Here is a 23,860-nt window from a genome sequence, read left to right as displayed (position 1 = left end):
ATGGTGCTGATGTTGCCCACCCCATAAGATTGGGTAATTTATTTCTTGGAGTTTGCAAATAGTTTTTTACCTTGGAACTGGTACTTGATTAATTACCGAGGCAATTACCGCATCAATTTGTAAACCATCCAGCATTGCTTCTGGTTTCAAAATGAGGCGATGACGTAGTAGTGGCAATGCAACTGCTTTAACATCATCTGGTGTGACAAAATCCCGTCCAGCTAACCATGCTAAGGCTTGAGATGTCTGCAACCAAGCACCGGCGGCGCGAGGCGATGCGCCCAAAGTTAAATCAGGATATTGACGTGATGTTCTCACCAACGCCAACAAATAATCAACGATCGCTTCTGATACTTTAACTTCTTTGACTGCTTGTCGTGCTTGTAAAATGTCAGCGATTGTTGCGATTGGTTTTAAACGGCTAATATCTAAACGCCTTGCTGCAAAACCCGCCTGACGATTGAGTAACATTTGTTTCTCAGCAGCTTGGTCGGGGTAATCTACCACCAGCTTAAATAAAAATCTATCCAACTGCGCTTCTGGTAAGGGATAAGTGCCCTCAAATTCGAGAGGATTTTGGGTTGCAATCACCCAAAATAAATCTGGTAATGGCAAACTTTCACCATCTAGCGTTACTTGCATCTCTTCCATTGCTTCTAGTAGCGCCGCTTGTGTTTTGGGAGGAGTACGATTGATTTCGTCTGCTAGCAGCACTTCAGTAAATATTGGCCCTTTTTTCAAAGTGAAATTGCGACTATTCAAATCAAAAATATTTGTACCAGTAATATCTGAAGGTAAAACATCTGGTGTTAATTGAATCCGGCGAAACTCCCCTTGAATTAACTGCGCCAACACTTTTACTAGGAGGGTTTTACCAGTTCCCGGAACTCCTTCTAAAATTACGTGTCCACCTGCTAGCAGTGCGACTAAAAGTTGTTGTATTAGGCTAGATTGTCCAACAATTACTTGATTAAGACTTTGACCAAGGCGAATTATGATCGGATGGGTTTCGCTCATATTTTTTATTGATAAATAAATAACGCAAAGATATTATGCCTAATTCCAAAAATTAATTACGAATTAATCTAATGGTTCCCCATTTCCCCAACCAGCTTAACAGGTCTTGTTCACTGATGGGTTGTTTGCGAGATTGTAGCTTTAAAACTGTATCTAGTTCTGCTGTACTTGCACCTGTTTTTTCTATCCAAAAATTGATTAAGGCTTCACGTTCTAAAAGTATTTGTCCTAATCCCAAGGCTTTTTGGAGTTGTAGTTGTTCTTGTTTACCCACCATCTCTACAACAAAGTCGGTAGTATCAGCTTTCTGTAAGACTCCGGCTAAAGCTTGGATATATGCCTCGCTGTTATCTGTAACTGGTATATCTAAAGCTACTGGCTTACCAAAACGGCGATTCTGCGCCCAAATTAGCACTAATAGCAAGATACCTACCTGCACTAATATTGGCAATAAAGGAGTTTTAGCAAAAAAGCTAGATAAATCTCCTTCGTTTTCTTTCTTCCTGACATCGGCATCTTTGTAACCGTGGATATATTCATCTACAAAGATTGTGTTATTTTTTTCAGTTACTAGACTAGCTAGATACTTGAAATTGCTTAAATTATCTTGGTAAGCGTTGGCGGCTAAATAAGGAGTGGTAGAAAAAATCACTTTTCCCTGTTTGTAATTTTCTTTCCAGACAACAGCACCAAAGCGATCGCCTAAATCAACTTGCTTGGAGTTAGCTTTCTCATTTCGTCTACGTGTATCAATTTTGATATTACCTTGGGGAGATTTCTGCATAGTGCTAAACTCCGCTTCAGTAACCCGCGCTCCCGCACCCAAAATTACCAAAGTATTTCCTTTTTCTACCCATTTACGCTCTTGACTACCCAGCATCGTCTCTCCGCCTACCTGGAGGAGGGTAATTGGGCTATTTTCTGACTGAATATCACTAAAAGGCTTTTGCCAGCGTTGAATAGAAGTTCCCTGCTGTTGCATAAAAGCATACCAAGCACCATACCCATCAGGGGCGCGGTTATAAGTAGAACCAGCATTAAGTTTAGTATTATTGGGAGCCGCAAACAAACTAAGTAAAACCATCGCTAATAGTGCGATCGCTCCGATCCAAGCAAGGCGATTTGGACGTTTCATTTTTGACTTTAATTATAATCACTTCGTTCAGTGATCACTAGTGTTAATACTTACTTATTTCTCAGGCAAAGTCAAAAATATAATTAAGTTTATCAATACCTGCACCAATTTACGAGGATCGGCCAAGTTCAGCCGAGACATTTCTTGCTCCTACTTCCTGCCAACGCTCTTTACGAGACGCTGCTTGTAAGGGTTGGACTCGCTACCGCTACGCTATCCTGTCCTCTGCCTTCTGGCTTTCTTCTTATTAAGTTAGACATATTTGCTGAGGTTATTTAATTTTAAAAAAAGCGAAGCTAGGGAATTCAGCGATCGCACTTGTGGCGACAGAAGAAGCATCGATTATCCTCATTAAAGACTCTAATATGATTATTAATGGCACATCAACTGCAAACAAACTGATTGGTACAGAAAACCAGGATATCATCTCAGGATTGCAGGGCAATGATACCCTCGAAGGACTAGGTGATAACGACACCCTTGATGGCGGTGATGGAAATGATTTATTGTCAGGTGGTGCAGGTACTAACAGTCTCATTGGTGGTAAAGGCAATGACACTTATATTGTGGACAGCATCAGCGACATAATTGCTGAATCAGCCAACGCAGGCATAGATTTAGTTAAGTCTTCGGTGAATTGGGTATTGGCAGATAACCTGGAAAATTTGATACTGACTGGAACTGAGGCAATCAATGGTACTGGTAACAGCCTTGATAACATCCTGACGGGAAATATTGGCGCTAACATCTTGAGTGGAGAAGATGGCAAGGATAGCCTTTTTGGTGATTCAGGTAATGATACCTTGTTGGGTGGTGCAGGTGATGACACCTTAGATGGAGGTTTAGGTGCTGATAGTCTCAATGGTGGAGTTGGCAATGACACTTACATCGTAGACAACCTCAACGATACTATTATAGAAGGCTTAAATGCAGGCACAGATTTAGTTAAATCTTCGGTAACTTGGGTGTTGGGAGATAACCTAGAGAACTTGACTCTGACTGGAGGCGCAGCTATTAATGGTATTGGTAACAGCCTTGATAACATCCTGACGGGAAATACTGGCGCTAACATCTTGAGTGGAGAAGATGGCAATGATAACCTTTTTGCTAGCTCAGGTAATGACACCTTGTTAGGCGGCATAGGTGATGACACCTTAGATGGAGGTTTGGGAACTGATAGTCTCAATGGTGGAGATGGCAATGACACTTACATCATAGACAACCTCAACGATATTATTATTGAAGGCTTAAATGCAGGCACAGATTTAGTTAAGTCTTCGGTAACTTGGGTGTTGGGAGATAACCTAGAGAATTTGACTCTGACTGGAGGCGCAGCAATTAATGCTACTGGTAACAACTTTGATAATATTTTGACGGGAAATAATGCCACTAACACCTTAATAGGAGGAGATGGCAACGATAGCCTCTTTGGTAGCTTAGGTAATGACAACTTAGATGGTGGTGTAGGCAATGACATTGTAGATGGAGGTGCAGGGAATGACACCTTAATAGGAGGAGATGGCAACGATAGCCTCTTTGGTAGTTCAGGTAATGACATTTTAAATGGCGGTGCAAATAATGACACCTTAGATGGAAGTCTAGGGAATGACAGTCTCAATGGTGGAGTTGGTGATGATACTTACATCGTAGACAACCTGAATGATGCTATTACTGAAGGCTTAAATACAGGCACAGATTTAGTCAACTCTTCTGTTAGTTGGGTGTTGGGAATTAATCTGGAGAACTTAACCCTGACTGGAAGCGGAACAACCAGTGGTACTGGTAACAGCTTTGATAACATCTTGACGGGAAATACTGGCGCTAACACGTTGAGAGGAGAAGATGGCAATGATAGCCTCTTTGGTAACTCAGGTAATGACACCTTACTTGGTGGTGCAGGTAACGATCTACTCACTGGTGGAGCTGGTCGAGATGTATTAACCGGTGGAACTGGGCTAGATAGCTTCAACCTAGCTGGTAGCCGCACTGGAGGCTATGATACTATAACTGATTTTACTCTTGGAGATGATACTATCTTCATTTCTAGAGGAGAATTCGGACTCAGCCAATCTCAGAATACTCCACTCGATTCAAGCTTGTTCCGACTTGGGGCTAGTGCGACAACAGCAGGCGATCGCTTTATCTACGATCAAACTACGGGCAAACTATTCTTTGATAAAGATGGGATTGATATAACAACTACACAAGTTCAAATCGCCCAGTTCTCAAATCAGATAGCGCTTACTAGTGCAAATATTTCTGTGATTGCCTAACTTTCTCTAAGATTCAGATGTCTATTGGGTTGGGCGACATTAAAAGCAGGGCGCAGGAGGCAGGTAAGTCCTAGTAAGTTAAAAGTTCAAAGATACGGGCAAATATGGTTTTACAGTACACTAACGCATTTGTCACCATAGCATCGGTTAATTGGGAGAATTTAGTAAATTTCTATACTCAATTGCTGGAGCAAAAGCCAATTCTTTTGACACCGAATGTCTATGCTGAGTTTAATTTGGTTGGTATGCGATTAGGTATTTTTCAACCAAAGAACACAAATGAATCTGAATTTGAAGCGATGTCTAACGACAACCCTTTCGGGTTTGAAAGTGACACTCTCGGACTCGCTAATGCTGCGTTAACAACAGTAACCGCCAAAACTACGACCCCTACATCACTTTATTTCTACACCAAAAGTAAGATAAGTTTGTGTTTAGAGGTGAGCAACTTAAAAGATGCGATCGCTCACCTAACATCTTTGGGCTATCCTCCACCAGGAGAAATTTCCATTGCTTCCCACGGCAGAGAAATTTATGCCTATGACCCTGAGGGTAATCGTCTGATTTTACATCAAGGCAAAGAGAGTGATGAGTGCTGAGTAATGAGTGATGAGTAATGAGTAATGAGTTAGGAGTGCTGAGTTAGGAGTTATTATTCTCCCCAATCCCCAATCCCCAATCCCCAATCCCTTTTATTGGCGATAATAAGTAATCAATAGTTAATAATCAAAAATGGCCATAACTCAAAACTATAGATTAAACCTGATTCAATGGTATCCAGGTCACATTGCAAAAGCCGAAAGGAAGCTCAAAGAACAGCTGAAGCGCGTAGATGTAGTATTTGAGGTGCGAGATGCCCGGATTCCCTTAGCGACTCACCATCCCCAAATAGGTGAGTGGGTAGAAGGTAAGGCACGGGTGTTGATACTGAACCGAGTAGATATGATTACGCCACAAATGCGATCGCTATGGATCGATTGGTTTAAACGTCAAGGAGAAGTCCCTTATTTTACCAATGCTCAACATGGTAAAGGTATAGCAGAAGTAGCACGGGTAGCGCAAGCCGCTGGGGTAGAACTCAATCAAAGAAGAAGCGATCGCGGGATGTTACCCCGTCCAGTGCGGGCTGTGGTGATTGGTTTTCCTAATGTCGGTAAGTCAGCTTTAATTAACCGCCTATTGGGAAAACGAGTCGTGGAAAGTGCGGCCCGTCCTGGGGTAACTCGTCAACTGCGCTGGGTGCGAATTTCCGAACATTTGGAATTGCTAGATGCTCCTGGTGTCATTCCTCTAAGATTAGAAGACCAAGACGCAGCATTAAAATTAGCTATTTGTGATGATATCGGTGAAGCATCTTACGATAACCAACTAGTAGCAGCAGCCCTAGTGGATTTACTTAACTATTTGGACGCTGTTGCCGCAGATTTATTACCAAAAAAACCATTAGAGTCTCGTTACCAACTCGATTCGACATCAGACACCGGAGATACCTATTTACACGCCTTAGCAGAGCATCGTTACAAAGGTGATATAGAGCGAGCTGCAAGGCAACTTTTAACAGATTTTCGTAAAGGGTTGTTGGGTGAAATTAGTTTAGAATTACCCCTTAACTAGATTACAAAGCATTCTCAGCCCATTTTTGAGTAGTAGGTGAGTAGCGTTCCAAAAATCTGGACACTCGGCTTCAGTGACATCTGGGTGGTAGTAGATCAAAACTGTTTGATGTGCTACTTTTTCAGGTGATGTCACAGATGCGATCGCTCCATCACAAGAGCATTATTTAATGTAATATCTGTCACATGCAGTTATCGGAATGCATTTAAAAGTGTCATAAAGCAACTCTAAGGTTAACCTGTAGGGTATAACTTAACCTTAGAGTTGCTTGACCCCTAGCTTCGATGGATCTATCACACCCATGACTGAACTCACACTACGCCTACAAGAGGGAGATAACGAGACAACGATCGCAGTTGACCAAAATGTATTTACAATTGGTCGTTTGCCGGAATGTAACTTGTACTTACCTTTTGCTGGAGTATCCCGCAACCATGCTCGCCTGGTGAAAACAGCTGACGGGGTGTGGACTATTGAGGATATGGGCAGCAAAAACGGAACGCAAGTCAATAAATATCTTGTTAACTATCCCCAAGAGTTACATCACGGCGATATCATTTGGCTGGGCAATGTTAGCCTGGTAGTACTGCTCACCAGCCCTGTTTCTCAACCGACACCTGGGTATCCCGGAATTTCAGACATTAATGAGCAAAGAACAATTCTTCACAATGTCGAACAACTACAACAGCAATGGATTGCAGCTGATAGCAAAGATGGCAACATCAATAATAAGGACAAAACTATTGCCCGTCTCAAAGATTTAGTAGACATAGCGAAAAATCTCTGTGCAGCAGCGTCTATAGAAGAGATTTTTTCTCAAGTACAGCAAGTAGTTTTTCGTTACCTTGATAGTATCGATCGCTTGGGATTACTCATTGATGTCAATGGTTGCGGCCAATTAGAATTAGTGAATGCTGCCACTAGAAATATTTCTCAACAGAAAAATCTCCCCGCTGATGGTAGTTGGATTAGTCGTAGTATCTGTCAAAAGGTATTTGAGGAAAAAGTCGTCATTCAAACTGGTGATACTCATCAGGATGAACGGTTTGCTAGCGAACAGAGTATTTTAGTCAAAGGTATTCGCAGCGCGATGGCTGTGCCTTTATGGGATGAAAATAAAGTTGTAGGCGTACTATATGCCGATGCCAACTTTTCATCTTACCATTGGGCTAATGAAGGCGAAGAAGAATTGAGCTTTTTCTCAGCTTTAGCAAACCTTGTGGCTTCTAGTGTGCAGCGTTGGCTATTAGTAGAGAAACTCAAAACTGAAGAGATGATTCGTCACCGACTAGAACGTTACCATTCTCCAGCAGTTGTACAGCAGTTAATCTCTGTAGGCGGATTACCGGGTGGCCGTTTAGCTCCCGCAGAGAGCGAAATCAGTATTTTGTTCGCGGATTTAGTTGGCTTTACGGCAATTTCTGAAAGGTTAACACCAACTGCGATCGCTCAACTATTAAATAATTTATTTGAAGAAATGCTAAAAGAAGTGTTTGGTTGCGGCGGCACTTTAGATAAATACATTGGCGATTGTATTATGGCATTTTTTGGCGCTCCAGAACCGCAACTAGATCATGCCGATCGCGCTGTTACTGCTGCCAAAGGAATGCTTACTCGTCTGGAACATCTTAATGCCAATGGTTTTTGGCACGAACCCCTGCAATTACGTATCGCAATTAATAGCGGTAAGGCTGTGGTGGGAGATGTCGGTAGTTCCCAAAGGGTAGATTATACGGCATTAGGCGCGACGATTAATCTTGCTGCTCGTATGGAAGCAGTTTGTCCCCCTAGTGAATGCGTGATTAGTCAAGCTACCCATAAAATGCTTTCACAACCCTCAGACTTCCAGGAAATGGGAGATTATCGTTTCAAAGGTATTGAGCGATTAGTTAAGGTTTATCAGACAAATTTGCAGCAAGTGCCAACTATCATTGCTCCAATCATTAATCTTTAGGGATTGGCATGGGCTTTAAGGTCTAGATTCTGTAATCTATCTAGTGACATACTTCTATAAAGATGAATGGGGAATGCTAGCAATTACGAATTACGTTAGCGGTAGCGAGTAATCGAGCGTCCGCAGGAGCGTCATTACGAAATACGAATTACGAATTACGAATTACCAACTGTGCCAGCACTAAAAATTTGCTCTGCTGTCAAATCTAACTCTGGAAAAGTTGGGGACTGGATACGGTCATTTCCTCGAAATTTACTAACACGATACTCACCTTCTTCTAAACAGCAAACTAAAATAGTCGGTTGTTTGGGTTTGCCAATAAATTCTCTACCGCCCAATGCACCATAATCGACAATCCAGTATTCAGGAATTCCCATTTCTTCGTAGTCAGCGTATTTTTTCAGATAATCATCACGCCAGTTTGTACTTACCACCTCAATTACTAAAGGAATTGATGCTGCTTGAGTAACAGTTGATGTTTTTTTCCACAGAGGTTCATTAACTAAATTAGGCTGATTTAGTATCAGGACATCTGGGGAATAAGCAGATTCGTTCTCAATTGGTTTAACGAATACTGTTTTGGGGATGAAATAACGAAGATTTAAGCGACTGTATTCTAAAGTTATTTTTGTAGCTAAAAATCCAATCACCTCTTCATGGTCGCCTGTTGGTTGAGGCATTTCTACTACTACTCCGTCATATAGTTCGTAACGTTGTCCCCTGTTATCTGGATATTTAGCAACGAACTCATCGAATGTAACTACTTTGCCTAAGACTTGAGTCATAGCTCGATTCCTCAATTGTGCAAATTATAGCAACTTAATTTGTATTCAATTCCTCAATATTAATACTTATTGATTGGTATACTTTGATTCAATTAAAATTGCGAAATTGTAATATTCAGCAGCTAATTTTTGGCTAAAAGACTAGAATTTGGGTGGTAGCTTCCTCAGTTTATATGTATAACATTAGGAAGCCAACTTCAAGCTATTTTTTAACGGGAGGTCAGGTAATGGCGATCGCCACCATTAATCCCGCCACTGGGGAGACGCTCAAAACCTTTGAGGCGCTCAAGGATACAGAAATCAACGCTAAACTCGATTTGGCGAATCAGGCTTTTGAAAAGTATCGTCAGACTAGTTTTTCTCAACGATCGCAATGGCTGCAAAAGGCTGCCGACATTTTAGAGCAAGACAAAGCAGAATTTGCTAAGTTAATGACTCTAGAAATGGGTAAGCCATTTAAAGCTGCGATCGCAGAAGTCGAAAAATGCGCCGCCGTCTGTCGCTACTATGCCGAACACGCCCCTGGTTTTTTAGCTGATGTCAGTGTAAAAACTGATGCCAGTCAGAGTTTTGTACGTTATCGACCAATGGGTGCAATTCTCGCGGTGATGCCGTGGAATTTTCCCTTCTGGCAAGTGTTCCGTTTTGCCGCACCAGCCCTGATGGCGGGGAATGTCGGCTTACTCAAACACGCTTCTAACGTGCCGCAGTGCGCCTTGGCAATTGAAGATATTATCCGACGGGCAGGTTTTCCTGAAGGTGCGTTTCAAACTCTATTAATAGGCGCTGCCAAAGTTGCCGATTTAATGGCTGATGACCGCGTAAAAGCTGCTACCTTGACCGGAAGCGAACCAGCAGGTGCATCCCTCGCCGTCGCCGCCGGCAAACAAATTAAAAAAACAGTTTTGGAATTAGGAGGAAGTGACCCGTTTATTGTGTTAGAAAGTGCTGACTTAGAGACAGCAGTTGTCACAGCTACTACAGCGCGGATGTTAAATAACGGGCAATCATGTATTGCAGCGAAACGTTTTATTGTCGCAGATGCGATCGCAGACAAATTTGAAAAATTGCTTTTAGAAAAATTCGAGGCGCTGAAAGTAGGCAATCCTATGGAACCAGATACCGATTTAGGGCCACTGGCAACACCTGGTATTCTCCAGGATTTAGATCAACAAGTGCAAGCTGCCATAAAAAGCGGTGGTAAAGTCCTCACCGGTGGACATCCTTTATCAGATCGTCCTGGAAACTTTTATCCGCCAACGATTATCATAGATATCCCCACCGACGCAACAATTGCAAAAGAAGAATTCTTTGGCCCGGTAGCCTTGTTATTCCGGGTTCCAAATATTGATGCCGCCATTAAACTCGCTAATGACTCACCCTTTGGCTTAGGTGCAAGTGCTTGGACAACCAATAAACAAGAGAGCGATCGCTTGGTTGAAGAAATTGAAGCCGGTGCCGTGTTTATCAACAGTATGGTCAAATCCGATCCCCGATTGCCCTTTGGTGGCATCAAGCGTTCTGGATATGGCAGAGAATTGAGTATCCAAGGTATACATGAGTTTGTCAACGTTAAAACCGTGTGGGTTAAATGATTAGTCATTAGTCATTGGTCATTTGTCCTTTGACTAATGACCAATGACAAAGAACAAAAGTCTTATTCGTTAATAGAGTTGTCGGCAAGAAAAATGAATACAGCAGAATTATTGGTGCAGTGCCTAGAAAATGAAGGAGTACAATATATTTTTGGACTCCCTGGCGAAGAAAACCTGCACGTTTTGGAAGCCTTAAAACATTCTTCGATTAAATTTATTACGACTCGTCATGAACAGGGTGCAGCATTCATGGCCGATGTTTATGGACGCTTAACCGGAAAAGCTGGAGTGTGTCTTTCTACTCTTGGCCCTGGGGCAACTAATTTGATGACTGGGGTAGCAGATGCTAACCTCGATGGTGCGCCCTTAGTGGCGATTACCGGTCAAGTGGGAACAGATAGAATGCATATTGAATCCCATCAATATTTAGATTTGGTGGCAATGTTTGCACCTGTTACCAAGTGGAATAAGCAGATTGTGCGACCGAGTATTACCCCCGAAGTAGTGCGGAAAGCATTTAAGCGATCGCAATCGGAAAAACCTGGTGCAGTTCACATCGATTTGCCAGAAAATATTGCTGCCATGCCTGTAGAAGGCAAACCTTTGCGTAAGGATAATAGCGAAAAAACTTATGCATCTTTTGCTAGTATTCGGGCAGCAGCGGCCGCAATTTGCCAAGCAGTTAACCCATTAATTTTAGTCGGAAATGGAGCAATTCGAGCTTATGCCAGTGATGCCGTCACGCAATTTGCCACCTTGTTGAATATACCTGTTGCCAATACCTTCATGGGTAAAGGCGTGATTCCCTACACACATCAACTAGCTTTGTGGTCAGTAGGATTACAACAAAGAGACTTCATTACCTGTGCCTTTGATAACACAGATTTAGTAATTGCGATCGGCTATGATTTGATTGAGTTTTCCCCCAAGAAATGGAATCGAAATGGTGAAATTCCCATTGTGCATATTGGGGTAAGTCCAGCAGAAATTGATAGTAGTTATATTCCCAACGCCGAAGTTGTGGGAGATATTTCAGATTCCCTTTATGAAATTTTAAAATTAGCAGACAGACAAGGTAAACCCGATCCCTTGGCTATCAGTTTAAGATCAGAGATTCGGGCTGATTATGAACAGTATTCCCATGATGATGGATTTCCGATTAAGCCGCAAAAGTTAATTTATGACTTACGGCAAGTGATGGGCCCAGATGATATCGTTATCTCTGATGTTGGCGCACATAAAATGTGGATGGCCCGTCATTATCATTGCCATAGCCCCAATACTTGCATAATTTCCAACGGCTTCGCAGCTATGGGTATTGCCATTCCTGGCGCTTTAGCAGCAAAACTCGTTCATCCTAAGCGCAAAGTCGTTGCTGTAACAGGCGATGGCGGGTTTATGATGAATTCTCAGGAATTAGAAACAGCCTTGCGTGTCGGAACGCCCTTTGTCACCATAATTTTTAATGATGGTGGTTATGGGTTAATTGAGTGGAAGCAAGAAAATCAATTTGGCAAAGGAAACTCATCCTTTGTGCATTTTAACAATCCTGATTTTGTTAAATTGGCTGAAAGCATGGGTTTAAAAGGCTACCGAGTTGAATCAGCTTTAGATTTGATTCCCACTTTGAAAGAAGCCCTCGCTCAGGATGTACCCGCCGTGATAGATTGTCCCGTAGATTATCGGGAGAATCACCGCTTTAGTCAAAAAGCCGGCGAGTTAAGTTGTGCGGTGTAAAAAGTTAGAAGTTAAGAATTAGGAGTTAGGAGTTATTTATTCCTAACTCCTTTAGTGTTTTGGTAAGGTGTATTACGCCAAAGGCTAACGCATCGCTTTACTTCAATTCATTTATAGACCTATTTCTTCTCTTTCTCTGCGTCCTTGGTGTCCTTGTCCGTTCGTAAAAAAATCACGAAACTCAAAGGTTCATTCACAATTAGAATTAATAACTTCTAACTCATTACTGATTTTTACTCCTAATTAATTGTCTTCTGGTCTAAATTTGTGCTTTCTTGTTTTTGGGCAATGTCTTCTACTGCTTTGCATTGCCTTTTGTTAATATCTGACTTAATAATGAGTCCCTTAGTATTGAGCGATATTTCGACTTGGTATTGACCATTTACCATATTAATCGCAGCGTAAGTTACTGTACCAAACATCATGACTCCGCAAAGTGATAAGATAATTTGCATAATTCCCAGTTCTCGTTTCATGTTTAAAGCCCTAATCTCTTATATTCATCATTAAAGTTTGGTGCGGTGTGAGAACTGAGTTGAGAAGTAGCGACTGATTAGACGAGTTTTAGTTGATTACTCAGTTAACTTCAGGATGACTATAATTTCTAGGGTGCAAGACGTTATCGCTAAACAGCTTTGCTATTTAGCTAGTAAAAAAATCTGATATACTCTCAGCAGTTTCTCGATGAGGAATGATGGCGCGATCGCTCCGAGTAGCCCCAGAGTATATTGAAAAAGTTAAGTCAGCACGTCAGCGTAACGGCTATCCCAGCCAGCAGTCTTTGGCTACTGATATAGGATTTTCTCTCTCCACAGTCAAAAGCTTTCTCACTGGTAAACCTGTTGACTATCTAAATTTTGTAGAACTTAGCAAAAAATTGGGGTTAGACTGGCAAGACATTGCATACAGAGAACTAGAAACTCAACCAAATAAACCCCAGCCAACTAACGGTGAAGCATCACCCTTCATCACAGGCGCACCCATCACCCAACCACGTTACTTTTTTGGACGAGAGAAAGAATTAAAACGCCTCTTCAATCTACTCAAACGCCATCCTCTACAAAACGCCGCCATTATCGGCAAAAAGCGTAGCGGCAAAACATCCCTGCTGCACTACCTAAAAAATATCACCACTACCCCAGCAGAACAGCTGCGTCCTGAGCAAAAATCTGACTGGCTACCGCATCCAGAAAATTACTGTTGGATTTTTGTAGACTTGCAAGACGCACGAATGCAAAGCCGAGAAGGACTGCTAAAGTACATCTTGGAATCACTAAAGATGCAAGTGCCTACACCTTGCGATTTAGATCGTTTCATGAATGTAGTCAGCGATAATTTGCATTCTCCCACAGTCATCTTATTGGATGAGATTGGCGTTGGCTTGCAACGCTGTCCAGAATTAGATGATGGCTTTTGGGAGAGTTTGCGGTCTTTAGCGACTAACCATACAGGGGGGAATCTAGCATTTGTCTTGGCTACCCCTGAATCACCGATTGACATGGCGCACAATACAGGACACAGTTCACCCTTTTTCAATATTTTCGGCTACACCGCATATCTGGGAGCATTGACTGAGACAGAAGCGCGGGAATTGATTGCAAGTTCGCCCATTCCCTTCACTGATGAAGATGTCGAGTGGATTTTGACACAAAGTTGCTGCTGGCCTCTGTTGTTGCAAATTCTGTGTACAGAAAGATTATTTAATTTAGAAGAAGGAGAGACTGATGATAATTGGCGCGAGGAAGGATTACGACAAATGAAACCATTTGCTGATTTATTAAATTCATAACTAGCAGAGTAACTATGAAAGCACACCGAATTGAAACAAAGTTAATTAAAAACGGAACCTTGATTCTTGAGGATTTACCGTTTCAGGCAGGCGAAGCTGTTGAAATTATCATTTTAGAAACTCAGACTCGTCCCCAAGAAGCGAATTTGTATCCTTTGCGTGGCAAACAGCCTTACCGTTATGATGATCCTTTTGAACCTGCTGTGCCTCTGGAAGATTGGGAAGTCTTGCAATGATAAACCTAATTTGTCATTGCGAATGGAGCGAAGCGGAATGAAGCAATCTCAACCATTGCGATTGCTTCGCTCCGTTCGCAATGACCGTAAATATTTTTGTCCATCTACTTACTTATAATTTTGCAATGACAAATATCACAAAAATTTGTTATGACTGAGTTTCTATCAAAAATAAAGATTAGAAATGAGCGAACAATATTATTTGTATATCATGACAAATAAATATAATACTGTCCTATATACAGGAGTAACAAACGATTTACAAAGGAGAGTTTATGAACACAAAGAGAAAATAATAGAAGGATTTACTAAGAAATACAACATTACTAAATTAATTTATTATGAGGTATTTGAAGATGCTTATACAGCAATTAGTCGAGAAAAACAAATTAAAGCAGGTTCCAGACAAAAGAAAATTGATTTAGTCAATAGCATCAATCAAGAATGGAAAGACTTATATGATGGATTGTAAATTTTACTGGTGTGATTGCGATTGCACCAAGGTAAAGTTCAGTAATCCTAGCCTTTGCGATTGCTTTATTCCGCTAGCGCTGCATTCGCAATGACACACTCTGTCATTGCGTTCGCGTAGCGTCTCGTAGAGAGGAGGAACGACGAAGCAATCCCAGCCTTTGCGATTTGATTGCGATCGCACCAAGGTAAAGTTCAGTAATCCTAGCCTTTGCGATTGCTTCATTCCGCTAGCGCTGCATTCGCAATGACATATTTTGTCATTCCGAGGAGGAACGACGAAGCAATCGCAATGACACAGAGTATAAGGAGTGCAAAAACGTTGACTTCACCACAACTACCCCCTAACGCCTACACCGATGCACCGCAACAGCACCCCAACTTAATACTGGGTAGCCTGCAACTGCTTTTCTGGCTTGTCTTCCACCCTTCAGCGTGGCGTAACCACCTTCAGCGCATTGACCCCATTTTATATAACAACTCCTCTTTGATTATCTTGTTGAGACAAGGGCGATGGCGAAACCTTGCTTTATGGCGGCTGTTCATCCAGGGATTCTTTATCTTACCTATCCTGGCTAACTTATTATTGGGCTTGGTGCTGTGGGCATTGGGTGAACCAATCGCAAATATAGCTTTTTGCGTGGCGTTCGGCGTGGCGTTCGGCGTGGCGTTCGGCGTGGCGTTCGGCGTGGCGTTCGGCGTGGCGTTCGGCGTGGCGTTCGGCGTGGCGTTCGGCGTGGCGTTGGGCGTGGTGTTCGGCGTGGCGTTCGGCGTGGCGTTCGGCGTGGTGGTAAGCGTAGCGTTCCGCGTAGCGTTCGGCATGGTGGTAAGCGTGGCGTTCAACGTGGAGCTAGGCGTGGAGCTAGGCGTGGCGGTAGGCGTGGCGGTAGGCGTGACGGTAGGCGTGGCGGTAGGCATGGTGGTAAGCGTGGCGTCCGGCATGGCGTCCGACGTGGCGTTCGGCGTGGTGGTAAGCGTAGCGTTCGGCGTGGCGGTAGGCGTGGCGGTAGGCGTGCCGGTAAGCGTGGCGTTCGGCGTGACGATAGGCGTGGGAATAACTATTAATTCATGGCGGCCTGTTCTATCCTTTCCATTTTTCATTGTCTGGAATTATCTCCTCAATAGACTAGAGAAAGGGCGTAATGCTAAAAGCCCTTGTTTGTTGCGCTATCACTCCGCCTTTTGGGATGAGTTGCAACGTTTACATCTGCCCCACTTGGATGAGCATCTCCTCTTCGTCATCGAAAATAACCCAGTTGAAGGCAAAGCTGCTTTAGAATATCTCAGTACCAGCCCCCAGCGCTGGGCGGCTCAAGCTGCACAAATTAAACTGGATGCACGCAGTTTACAAGGCTATGCTGATGTGGAAGCTATCCGTAAAGCTCATCGCAGTCTGGTAACTAGCGAACTAGAGAGTGAAATTAGCCCTCTATTACGAATCTTTAGCCGTATCAGTGAGGATGTTGATGCTGCACTCAATCAAGCAAGTGCTTATAACCAGCGCTTACTCCTCAGAGATGTTGCAGATGAATTAAATCTACAGTTGCAGAACTTCGTTCGTAGCAGCGACAAATATACAGTCCGTTTCTACCCCATTATCAAAAGTTGGCGTGAGATAGTCACCAACTATATAGATGAACTGGCTAAAATTACTGAACTCCGCCAAGAGATTGACTCGCCTTACATTATGGGGAATCCCATTGCACTAGAGCAAGAAATTTTCACGGGGCGTGATGATATCGGCTTACGCATCGAGCAACTACTGCGCGATCGCCGTCGCCCACCTCTGCTACTCTATGGTCAGCGACGCATGGGTAAAACTTCCCTCCTCAACAACATCGGCAAGTTACTCCCCAATTCCATCATCCCCATGTTTATAGACTTGCAAGGCGCACCTTCATCAGCAAGCGACCATGCAGGTTTTCTCTACAACCTGGCTAGAGAGATGGAAAAGTCAGCGAAAAAGCAAGGTGTAACTCTACCATCCCTAGCCCGCGAAGTGCTACAATCTGACCCCTTCACCTATTTCTATGAATGGCTTGATAAAGTAGAACAGGCTCTAGAACAAAATACTGCCTTACTAGCGCTAGATGAATTCGAGGTGCTAGACAACGCCATAGCCAAAGGTCGCTTTGATGAACAGGATGTTTTGGGAATGCTGCGTCACCTCATCCAACATCGTCCCCGCTTCAAGATTTTACTAGCTGGCTCTCATACTATCGAAGAATATCAGCGCTGGGCTAGTTATCTCATTAATGTCCAAGTAGTGCATATCTCCTACCTCAAAGAAGCGGAAGCACGACAATTAATTGAACGTCCCGTCAAAGATTTTACCCTGCGCTATGAGCCTAACGCCGTTGAGCGAGTGCTACAACTCACCCGTTGTCACCCATTCTTAGTACAACAACTCTGCGCGGAAATTATTGTCCTTAAGAACGAACAAGACCCCTCTATCCGCCGATTGGCAACTTTAGCGGATGTGGAAGCCGCGATACCAGAAGCTTTGCAAGGTGGGGGCTTTTTCTTCGGTGACATTCAAAACAACCAAGTAGACGCTACTGGACAAGCTATTCTACGTTTTATCGCTGTTCAAGGGGAAGGGGCTATAGTCAGCCGCCAAACTCTATTGCAACAGTTCCCTGATGCTAATATTACTTTCAGCTTGCTGTTGCAACGGGAGTTAATTGAGGAAGTTGACGACGGCTATGGCTTCCAGGTGGAGTTGATTCGTCGCTGGTTTGTTTAAATGATGTCTGGTAAATTATGTCATTGCGAGCGGAGCGAAGCAATCGCAAGGGCTGGGATTGCTTCGCTCTGCTCGCAATGACTGTAATTATTTTTGTCCGACTACTTATCAAAAACTCGCTGACGGAGTTCAAAGGCTCATTCACGAGTATCAAAGACTCGTTAACGGAGTTCAAAGACTCGTTCACGAGTATAAAAAACTCGCTGACGGAGTTCAAAGGCTCATTCACGAGTATAAAAGACTAGTTAACGAAGTTCAAAGACTCGTTAACGGAGTTCAAAGGCTCATTCACGAGTATAAAAGACTCGTCAACGGAGTTCAAAGGCTCGTTAATGGAGTTCAAAGGCTCGTTCACGAGTATCAAAGACGTAAGGGCTACAATGATTTTGAATACTACAAGTTAGTAAAGTGGTGCGTTACGCCAAGGGCTAACACACCTTACTAAAACTACTGCTAAAAATAGAAGTTGGAATACGAGTACATCAAGCTTAGGTTGATTTTTACTATTTGCGCTGGCGTAATTGCTCTACTATATATTCTTCTAGTTCTTGTTTTTCTCTATTACTAGCATTTCGTTGATAAGTTCTGCCTGTTTCTTGCATAAACCTACGTTTCTCACTAGGAGAAGATTTGAGCTTACTTCCCGATGCTTGCAGTTTTTGCTGTAATTCTTCCCAAGTCTTCTCACCTACACTTTCACCTAGTTTCACCAGTGCCTTGGGTAGTAATGTTTTTGCCTCCCTTTGAAAATCTTCTTCTGTTTCAAGGGAAGCGAAATCTATTTTGCTGAAGTCGAGATCGATTTGAAATTTACTCATAAAATTGTATTTGTTCTTTTAACGATTATTGCCACAATGGAAATCTGCGAAGATTACTTATCGACATTTTTGTTGTCAGATGATGAGTACCAGGATTGAAATATATCAAATTATCAGTCTGCAATCCACCAAAATCCTCAAAAGCATGATTCTTTCTTTGTGTATCTTGGCTAAAATAATGGTTATATCTCAGACAATCATTGATTTTAGCGATTTTTAAAGAATAATTTAAGGCTTTTATATCAAAAGGAATATATATCTAGTTAATACAAGCCCAACCAGGTTAGGAGTATTAAAAATGCTATCTTAAAGGCAAAGGTCATTTGCTCAATTTTTCAGGAAAACGCTATGACTACAACCCTCAAAGAGCCTAATTCTATTGAGTCATTGCTAGGTAAAGAGGCTGAAGACCTGCTTACCTACAAAGCAAAGGTTTCTCAGGATTTAATACATTTACCGGGGCCAGATTTTGTAGATCGAATCTGGCTCAACAGCGATCGCAATCCTCAAGTATTGCGTAATCTCCATCTACTTTATTCTACTGGTCGTCTGGCAAACACAGGTTATCTTTCGATTTTACCAGTAGACCAAGGGATTGAACACTCAGCTGGCGCGTCTTTTGCGCCCAACCCGATTTACTTCGATCCAGAAAATATTATCAAGCTAGCGATCGCCGCAGATTGCAATGCTGTTGCTACGACTTTGGGAACATTAGGCATCGTATCACGTAAATATGCCCACAAAATTCCCTTTATTGCCAAAATCAATCACAACGAATTACTGACTTTCCCCAATCAATTTGACCAGGTATTGTTTGCTGATGTCGAACAAGCTTGGAATTTAGGGGCGGCGGCGGTAGGTGCGACAATTTATTTTGGTTCGGAGAATTCCACCAGACAAATTCAGGAAATCAGCAAAGCTTTTAAACGCGCCCATGAACTGGGTTTGGCAACTATTCTCTGGTGTTATCTGCGGAACAACGCTTTTAAACAAGATAAAGATTACCACCTTGCAGCCGACCTCACCGGACAGGCGAATCATTTGGGTGTAACAATTGAAGCCGACATCATTAAACAAAAGTTACCTGAAAATAACAATGGTTACGGCGCAGTTGCCAAAGCCACTGGTAAGAGTTACGGCAAAACCGATGAGCGGGTTTACACAGAGTTGACAACCGATCACCCAATTGATTTAGCTCGTTACCAGGTACTAAATTGCTACTCTGGGCGTGTGGGATTGATTAATTCTGGTGGCGCGACTGGTAAAAGTGACTTCGCCGAAGCAATACGCACTGCCGTAATCAACAAACGCGCTGGTGGTTCGGGATTAATTTCTGGGCGAAAGACCTTCCAACGTCCCTTTGAGGAAGGCGTGAAGTTATTTCATACCATTCAAGATGTTTACTTGTCGCCAGATGTGACGATCGCTTAGAGGATGTCTGAGAAGTATCAAATATTGGTTGATCCCCCCTAACTCCCCTTAAAAAGGGGGGAATAAGAGTCTTAAAGTCCCCCTTTTTAAGGGGGATTTAGGGGGATCTCTAAAGGTTAGATGTATACAAAAAATTTTTCAGACATCCTCTTAGAGGTTGTTTGAAAAGTGTTTCGCTATGATTTTAGGCACTTTAGATCCCCCCTAACCCCCCTTAAAAAGGGGGGAACCGGAATCAAAGTCCCCCTTTTTAAGGGGGATTTAGGGGGATCTCTAAAGGTTAGATGTATACAAAAAATTTTTCAGACATCCTCTTAGGGATTAGGGAGTAGAGAAGGCAATAGGGTATAGATTATTCCCTATCACCTGTCACCTAATCCCCTTTCTATCTAACGTTTCTCAATAAAAAATTTGGCTGACCACAACTTTTTTGCGATCGCTTCAAAATTTCGGCGCTACAAATACCAGGTTCGCCATTTTTGGAATAACAAAAGAAGGCTTCTTGCAAAAATCTTCCTGAATTAGAACAAAAAGGTGCTATACCATCAGCGGTAATTTTATTATTAGCACTCACAAATGAATTTTTAAAATTTGTAATTGTGGTACGCACTGGTTTATTGGGACGATTATAAGCTGCGGGAATAGCGATCGCATCTTTTAACTTTTTACTCAATCCCAAGTATTCCGAAGGAGTTTTCCCCGAACAAGTACCATGTTTTTCCCATTCATGATCGTAAAGTTTATTACTAGGATACAAATTGGGAAACTGCCGCTTTACTTCCGATGGTAATTTTTGCGTGGAACAATTAGCAGGATAACCTCTTTGGTATTGTGGCCACAAACCATGTAATACAAAACCAAATTTCTTACCAGAACTGCACTGCTGCGGGTCACGAGTGCCATTTGTCGCACAATAATCCGGCGACCAAGAGAGTGTCAGTACATAAAAATCAAATTTACCCGGAGTACCGCGATTTTGAGCAATGGCAGCATTAGGTATAAAAAGACTAATAATTAACAGAGAAGATGCGATGAAAAGTTTCTTGAATTGCATAATAACAGTTAGTTTCCACTAAAATTCAAGTTATATGCAATACATTGTTAAGAGTCAAGGATCGAGAATTCTTTCTAATCTACCATCAGCAATGAATTCAAAAAAGGCAAATCTTGGTAGAGATTCTGGGATATCCTTAGATAAGTGAAAGATTTGCCAAAAAATAGTAAGAATGAAGCTGGCAGCAAGAGTAAGTCAGGTAACACCTTCATTAACCTTAGCGATCGCAGCCAAGGCTAAGGCACTGAAGGCGGAAGGAATAGATGTTTGTAGTTTTAGCGCTGGAGAACCAGATTTTGATACCCCAGCGCATATTAAAGCCGCAGCAGTCAAAGCTTTGGAAGAAGGCAAAACCAAGTATGGTGCAGCAGCCGGAGAACCAAAGTTAAGGGAAGCGATCGCCCACAAGCTTAAAATTGATAACGGTCTTGATTACAAGTCTGAGAATGTCATCGTCACCAATGGCGGTAAGCATTCTCTGTACAACTTGATCGTGGCACTAATCGATCCAGGTGATGAGGTAATTATCCCTGCACCCTACTGGCTAAGTTATCCCGAAATGGTGACTTTGGTCGGTGGAGTCCCCGTGATTGTGCCTACAGATGCCACGACGGGTTATAAAATTACTCCCGAACAACTCCGTAAAGCAATTACGCCGAAGACGAAGTTATTTATCCTCAACTCTCCATCTAATCCTACAGGGATGGTTTACACGCCAGATGAAATCAAAGCACTGGCGCAAGTAGTAGTTGATGCAGATATCTTTGTTGTCTCTGATGAGATTTACGAAAAGATTCTCTACGACGGTGCAGAACATATCAGCATCGGTTCTCTTGGGAAAGAAATTTTTGACCGGACTTTGATTAGTAATGGATTTGCGAAAGCTTATTCTATGACTGGGTGGAGACTTGGTTATTTAGCAGGGCCAGTGGAAATCATTAAAGCAGCCAGTACCATCCAAGGGCATAGTACATCTAACGTGTGTACCTTTGCTCAATATGGTGCGATCGCAGCGCTACAAAGTTCTCAAGATTGTGTCGAAGAAATGCGCCAAGCCTTCGCCAAACGCCGCCAGGTAATGCTAGACGGACTCAACGCCATTCCCGGATTGAGTACCGTAAAACCAGACGGTGCGTTTTATCTGTTCCCAGATATCAGCAAAACCGGTCTAAAATCCCTAGAATTTTGTGACGCTTTGTTGGAAAAACATCAAGTTGCAGTCATTCCCGGAATTGCCTTTGGCGCTGATGACAACATTCGCCTTTCCTACGCCACAGATTTGGCGACGATTGAAAAGGGGATAGCTAGGTTAGAGAAATTTGTCAAATCGCGTATTTAGTTAGTTGTTATTTGTGAGGAGAATTTAACAACTCTCCAATTTTTTCACTCCAATTTTTCGATTTAGCAATAACAATGCCCTCTTAACATGAGGGCATTTTTGTAGTTGTTAGACTACTCACGAGATTCGAGATAATATAAGATTGCTTCTCTGCATGAGCAACCAATATACGCAGATTTACAGAAAGCAGCTAACCTATTTCAAAAACAAGGGAATATCCCCCACTCTCCACTCCCCACTCCCAATTTTTAAATTATGAGTTTGAGTCTGTGCATGATTGTGAAAAACGAAGCAGCAACACTACCTAAATGCCTGAACAGTGTCAGAAAAGTAGTGGATGAAATGGTAGTGTTGGATACAGGCTCAATCGATCGCACTCCCTATATTGCTCAACAACTCGGTGCAAAAGTGCATCATTTTAAATGGTGTAATGACTTCAGTGCTGCCCGCAATACCGCTTTAAAATATGTCAGTGGTGATTGGATTTTAGTATTAGATGCTGACGAAACTCTAACATCAGGAATTGTACCGCAGTTGCAAGAGGCGATCGCTAGAGACGAATATCTGCTAATCAACCTCGTCCGCCAAGAAGTTGGTGCAGAACAATCTCCCTATTCTCTAGTTTCTAGACTATTCCGCAATCATCCAGATATTCGTTTTGACCGTCCTTACCATGCCTTAGTGGATGATAGTGTGTCAGCAATTTTAACCAAAGAACCCCATTGGCAAGTAGGTTATTTACCAGGCGTGGCACTTTTACACACAGGATATCAAAAAAATGCGATCGCTCAAAATAACAAATATGCCAAAGCCGCGACAGCAATGGAAGGGTTTCTTGCGACTCATCCTGATGACCCCTATGTTTGCAGTAAATTAGGAGCATTGTATGTGGAAACTGGGAAAATTACCCAAGGTATGGAGTTACTTCGGCGAGGCATCACTGTTGCTGAAGAAAACTACGATATTTTATATGAACTCCACTATCATTTAGGCATTGCCTACAACCGATTACAAAAATTTCCACAAGCTATTTCTCACTATCAAGCTGCCATCAAATTGCCAATTTACCCCATGCTCAAATTAGGAGCATACAACAACTTGGGTAACTTACTCAAAGCAGCAGGAGATTTTAACGGTGCGAAAACTGCTTATACCACAACTTTAAAAATTGACCCTAATTTTGTTTTTGGGCATTATAATCTGGCGATGACATTTAAAGCTTTGGGTTTATTTATAGATGCGATCGCCTGTTATCAAAATGCAATTGCGTTAAATCCCAACTATGCCGAAGCCTATCAAAATTTAGGAGTAGTATTGCTGAAAGTTGGCAATCATCAAGATAGTTTAACAGCTTTTAGGAAAGCGATCGCTCTTCATGAAAAGTATAATCCTGAAGAAGCGAAGAGGCTACGCCAAGGGCTACAGGAGATGGAATTGATGTAGATATGAATGAGCATTGGAGAGAATTACTATAGCGTTTCCCGACAAGCGTGAGGTACACCCGTAGGGGCACGGCACTGACCATTGGTGTCAACTTAACGCGAAACCACTCGTCCGTCGGGAATTGAAATTCCCGCCTCATAGCTAAAGTCATCTGAAGATGACTAAATATCGCCAAAAATCTCCAGTCTACTTCAGCAGACTTAAGCTATTAGCTTGAAAATTTATACCCTGGCGGGTGACAAAGCCAACAGTTAAGCTGTTTCCAGCTTAAGTTGACACAAATGGGCACTGTCGTGCCCTGCATCTCGCGATAGAATGTTGTACCCCATCTGAATGGGAACCGCCATATACTCAAATTTTTAATATTTTAGGACTTACGCATTGACAAAAAGAATCATCTATGGAGTCTAGATAATGCCATCA

At 42.5% G+C, this 23,860-nt stretch carries 20 protein-coding genes; 13 read left to right on the top strand and 7 right to left on the bottom strand.

What is annotated here, in order from left to right; translation table 11 throughout:
• Positions 1-66: 66 nt before the first annotated feature.
• Together HWQ39_RS14475 and HWQ39_RS14470 are read right to left on the bottom strand one after the other, a co-directional pair.
• Positions 67-1,017 carry a MoxR family ATPase gene (locus HWQ39_RS14475; RefSeq protein WP_292845919.1) on the bottom strand — a complete coding sequence of 317 codons (951 nt, stop codon included), beginning with the start codon at positions 1,015-1,017 and terminating at the stop codon, positions 67-69.
• 52 nt (positions 1,018-1,069) lie between these two features.
• Positions 1,070-2,152, bottom strand: a complete 1,083-nt coding sequence (locus HWQ39_RS14470) for a DUF4350 domain-containing protein (protein ID WP_292845916.1) — start codon at positions 2,150-2,152, stop codon at positions 1,070-1,072.
• Between the two features lie 320 nt (positions 2,153-2,472).
• Here HWQ39_RS14470 and HWQ39_RS14465 point away from each other — a divergent pair, with 320 nt between their 5' ends.
• The 4 genes from HWQ39_RS14465 to HWQ39_RS14450 all read left to right on the top strand — a co-directional run bounded on the left by HWQ39_RS14465 (position 2,473) and on the right by HWQ39_RS14450 (position 7,993).
• Entirely contained in the window at positions 2,473-4,425 is a 1,953-nt protein-coding gene (locus HWQ39_RS14465; protein ID WP_292845913.1) for a calcium-binding protein, read from the top strand.
• A 104-nt stretch (positions 4,426-4,529) separates the two neighbouring features.
• Positions 4,530-5,024 (top strand): VOC family protein, encoded by a 495-nt coding sequence (locus HWQ39_RS14460; protein ID WP_292845910.1) that lies wholly within the window; start codon positions 4,530-4,532, stop codon positions 5,022-5,024.
• Positions 5,025-5,157: 133 nt separating this feature from the next.
• Complete coding sequence (ylqF, locus tag HWQ39_RS14455) at positions 5,158-6,039, top strand: ribosome biogenesis GTPase YlqF (RefSeq protein WP_292845907.1); 882 nt, start codon at positions 5,158-5,160, stop codon at positions 6,037-6,039.
• A gap of 301 nt (positions 6,040-6,340) precedes the next feature.
• The gene (locus HWQ39_RS14450) at positions 6,341-7,993 is read left to right on the top strand and encodes an adenylate/guanylate cyclase domain-containing protein (RefSeq protein ID WP_292845904.1); all 1,653 of its coding nucleotides are present in this window, start codon (positions 6,341-6,343) and stop codon (positions 7,991-7,993) included.
• 155 nt (positions 7,994-8,148) lie between these two features.
• Here the strand turns inward: HWQ39_RS14450 and HWQ39_RS14445 are convergent, their stop codons facing one another.
• The gene (locus HWQ39_RS14445; RefSeq protein ID WP_292845901.1) at positions 8,149-8,778 is read right to left on the bottom strand and encodes a Uma2 family endonuclease; all 630 of its coding nucleotides are present in this window, start codon (positions 8,776-8,778) and stop codon (positions 8,149-8,151) included.
• A gap of 227 nt (positions 8,779-9,005) precedes the next feature.
• Here HWQ39_RS14445 and HWQ39_RS14440 point away from each other — a divergent pair, with 227 nt between their 5' ends.
• Positions 9,006-10,373, top strand: a complete 1,368-nt coding sequence (locus tag HWQ39_RS14440) for an NAD-dependent succinate-semialdehyde dehydrogenase (protein ID WP_292845991.1) — start codon at positions 9,006-9,008, stop codon at positions 10,371-10,373.
• A gap of 93 nt (positions 10,374-10,466) precedes the next feature.
• Complete coding sequence (locus HWQ39_RS14435) at positions 10,467-12,110, top strand: acetolactate synthase large subunit (protein WP_292845898.1); 1,644 nt, start codon at positions 10,467-10,469, stop codon at positions 12,108-12,110.
• 239 nt (positions 12,111-12,349) lie between these two features.
• On the opposite strand, the gene HWQ39_RS14430 is transcribed toward HWQ39_RS14435, so the two are convergent.
• Positions 12,350-12,586: a hypothetical protein gene (locus tag HWQ39_RS14430; RefSeq protein ID WP_292845895.1), complete on the bottom strand. Its 237-nt coding sequence runs from the start codon at positions 12,584-12,586 to the stop codon at positions 12,350-12,352.
• A 215-nt stretch (positions 12,587-12,801) separates the two neighbouring features.
• Here HWQ39_RS14430 and HWQ39_RS14425 point away from each other — a divergent pair, with 215 nt between their 5' ends.
• The 3 genes from HWQ39_RS14425 to HWQ39_RS14415 all read left to right on the top strand — a co-directional run bounded on the left by HWQ39_RS14425 (position 12,802) and on the right by HWQ39_RS14415 (position 14,607).
• On the top strand, positions 12,802-13,899 hold the full coding sequence (locus HWQ39_RS14425) for a helix-turn-helix domain-containing protein (protein WP_292845892.1): 1,098 nt from the start codon (positions 12,802-12,804) through the stop codon (positions 13,897-13,899).
• Between the two features lie 14 nt (positions 13,900-13,913).
• Positions 13,914-14,135, top strand: a complete 222-nt coding sequence (locus HWQ39_RS14420) for a hypothetical protein (protein WP_292845889.1) — start codon at positions 13,914-13,916, stop codon at positions 14,133-14,135.
• Between the two features lie 184 nt (positions 14,136-14,319).
• Positions 14,320-14,607 carry a GIY-YIG nuclease family protein gene (locus HWQ39_RS14415; protein ID WP_292845886.1) on the top strand — a complete coding sequence of 96 codons (288 nt, stop codon included), beginning with the start codon at positions 14,320-14,322 and terminating at the stop codon, positions 14,605-14,607.
• 3 nt (positions 14,608-14,610) lie between these two features.
• Here HWQ39_RS14415 and HWQ39_RS14410 read toward each other — a convergent pair whose 3' ends face one another.
• Entirely contained in the window at positions 14,611-14,832 is a 222-nt protein-coding gene (locus HWQ39_RS14410) for a hypothetical protein (protein ID WP_292845883.1), read from the bottom strand.
• Positions 14,833-14,898: 66 nt separating this feature from the next.
• On the opposite strand from HWQ39_RS14410, the gene HWQ39_RS14405 reads away from it, so the two are divergent.
• Positions 14,899-17,352: an AAA family ATPase gene (locus tag HWQ39_RS14405; protein WP_292845880.1), complete on the top strand. Its 2,454-nt coding sequence runs from the start codon at positions 14,899-14,901 to the stop codon at positions 17,350-17,352.
• 503 nt (positions 17,353-17,855) lie between these two features.
• Here the strand turns inward: HWQ39_RS14405 and HWQ39_RS14400 are convergent.
• Complete coding sequence (locus tag HWQ39_RS14400) at positions 17,856-18,170, bottom strand: hypothetical protein (protein WP_292845877.1); 315 nt, start codon at positions 18,168-18,170, stop codon at positions 17,856-17,858.
• A gap of 348 nt (positions 18,171-18,518) precedes the next feature.
• Here HWQ39_RS14400 and HWQ39_RS14395 point away from each other — a divergent pair, with 348 nt between their 5' ends.
• Positions 18,519-19,601: a class I fructose-bisphosphate aldolase gene (locus HWQ39_RS14395; RefSeq protein WP_292845874.1), complete on the top strand. Its 1,083-nt coding sequence runs from the start codon at positions 18,519-18,521 to the stop codon at positions 19,599-19,601.
• Between the two features lie 385 nt (positions 19,602-19,986).
• On the opposite strand, the gene HWQ39_RS14390 is transcribed toward HWQ39_RS14395, so the two are convergent.
• Complete coding sequence (locus tag HWQ39_RS14390) at positions 19,987-20,655, bottom strand: ribonuclease (RefSeq protein WP_292845871.1); 669 nt, start codon at positions 20,653-20,655, stop codon at positions 19,987-19,989.
• A gap of 172 nt (positions 20,656-20,827) precedes the next feature.
• On the opposite strand from HWQ39_RS14390, the gene HWQ39_RS14385 reads away from it, so the two are divergent.
• Together HWQ39_RS14385 and HWQ39_RS14380 are read left to right on the top strand one after the other, a co-directional pair.
• Entirely contained in the window at positions 20,828-21,994 is a 1,167-nt protein-coding gene (locus HWQ39_RS14385; protein ID WP_292845868.1) for a pyridoxal phosphate-dependent aminotransferase, read from the top strand.
• Between the two features lie 273 nt (positions 21,995-22,267).
• On the top strand, positions 22,268-23,437 hold the full coding sequence (locus tag HWQ39_RS14380; RefSeq protein ID WP_292845866.1) for a tetratricopeptide repeat protein: 1,170 nt from the start codon (positions 22,268-22,270) through the stop codon (positions 23,435-23,437).
• Positions 23,438-23,860 lie beyond the last annotated feature (423 nt).

Origin of the sequence: Nostoc sp. NMS8 (genome assembly GCF_017115045.1) — a bacterium.
GTDB lineage: Bacteria > Cyanobacteriota > Cyanobacteriia > Cyanobacteriales > Nostocaceae > Nostoc.
Note: the sequence above shows the minus strand (reverse complement) of the source record. Positions and strands in the feature narration are given on the sequence as shown.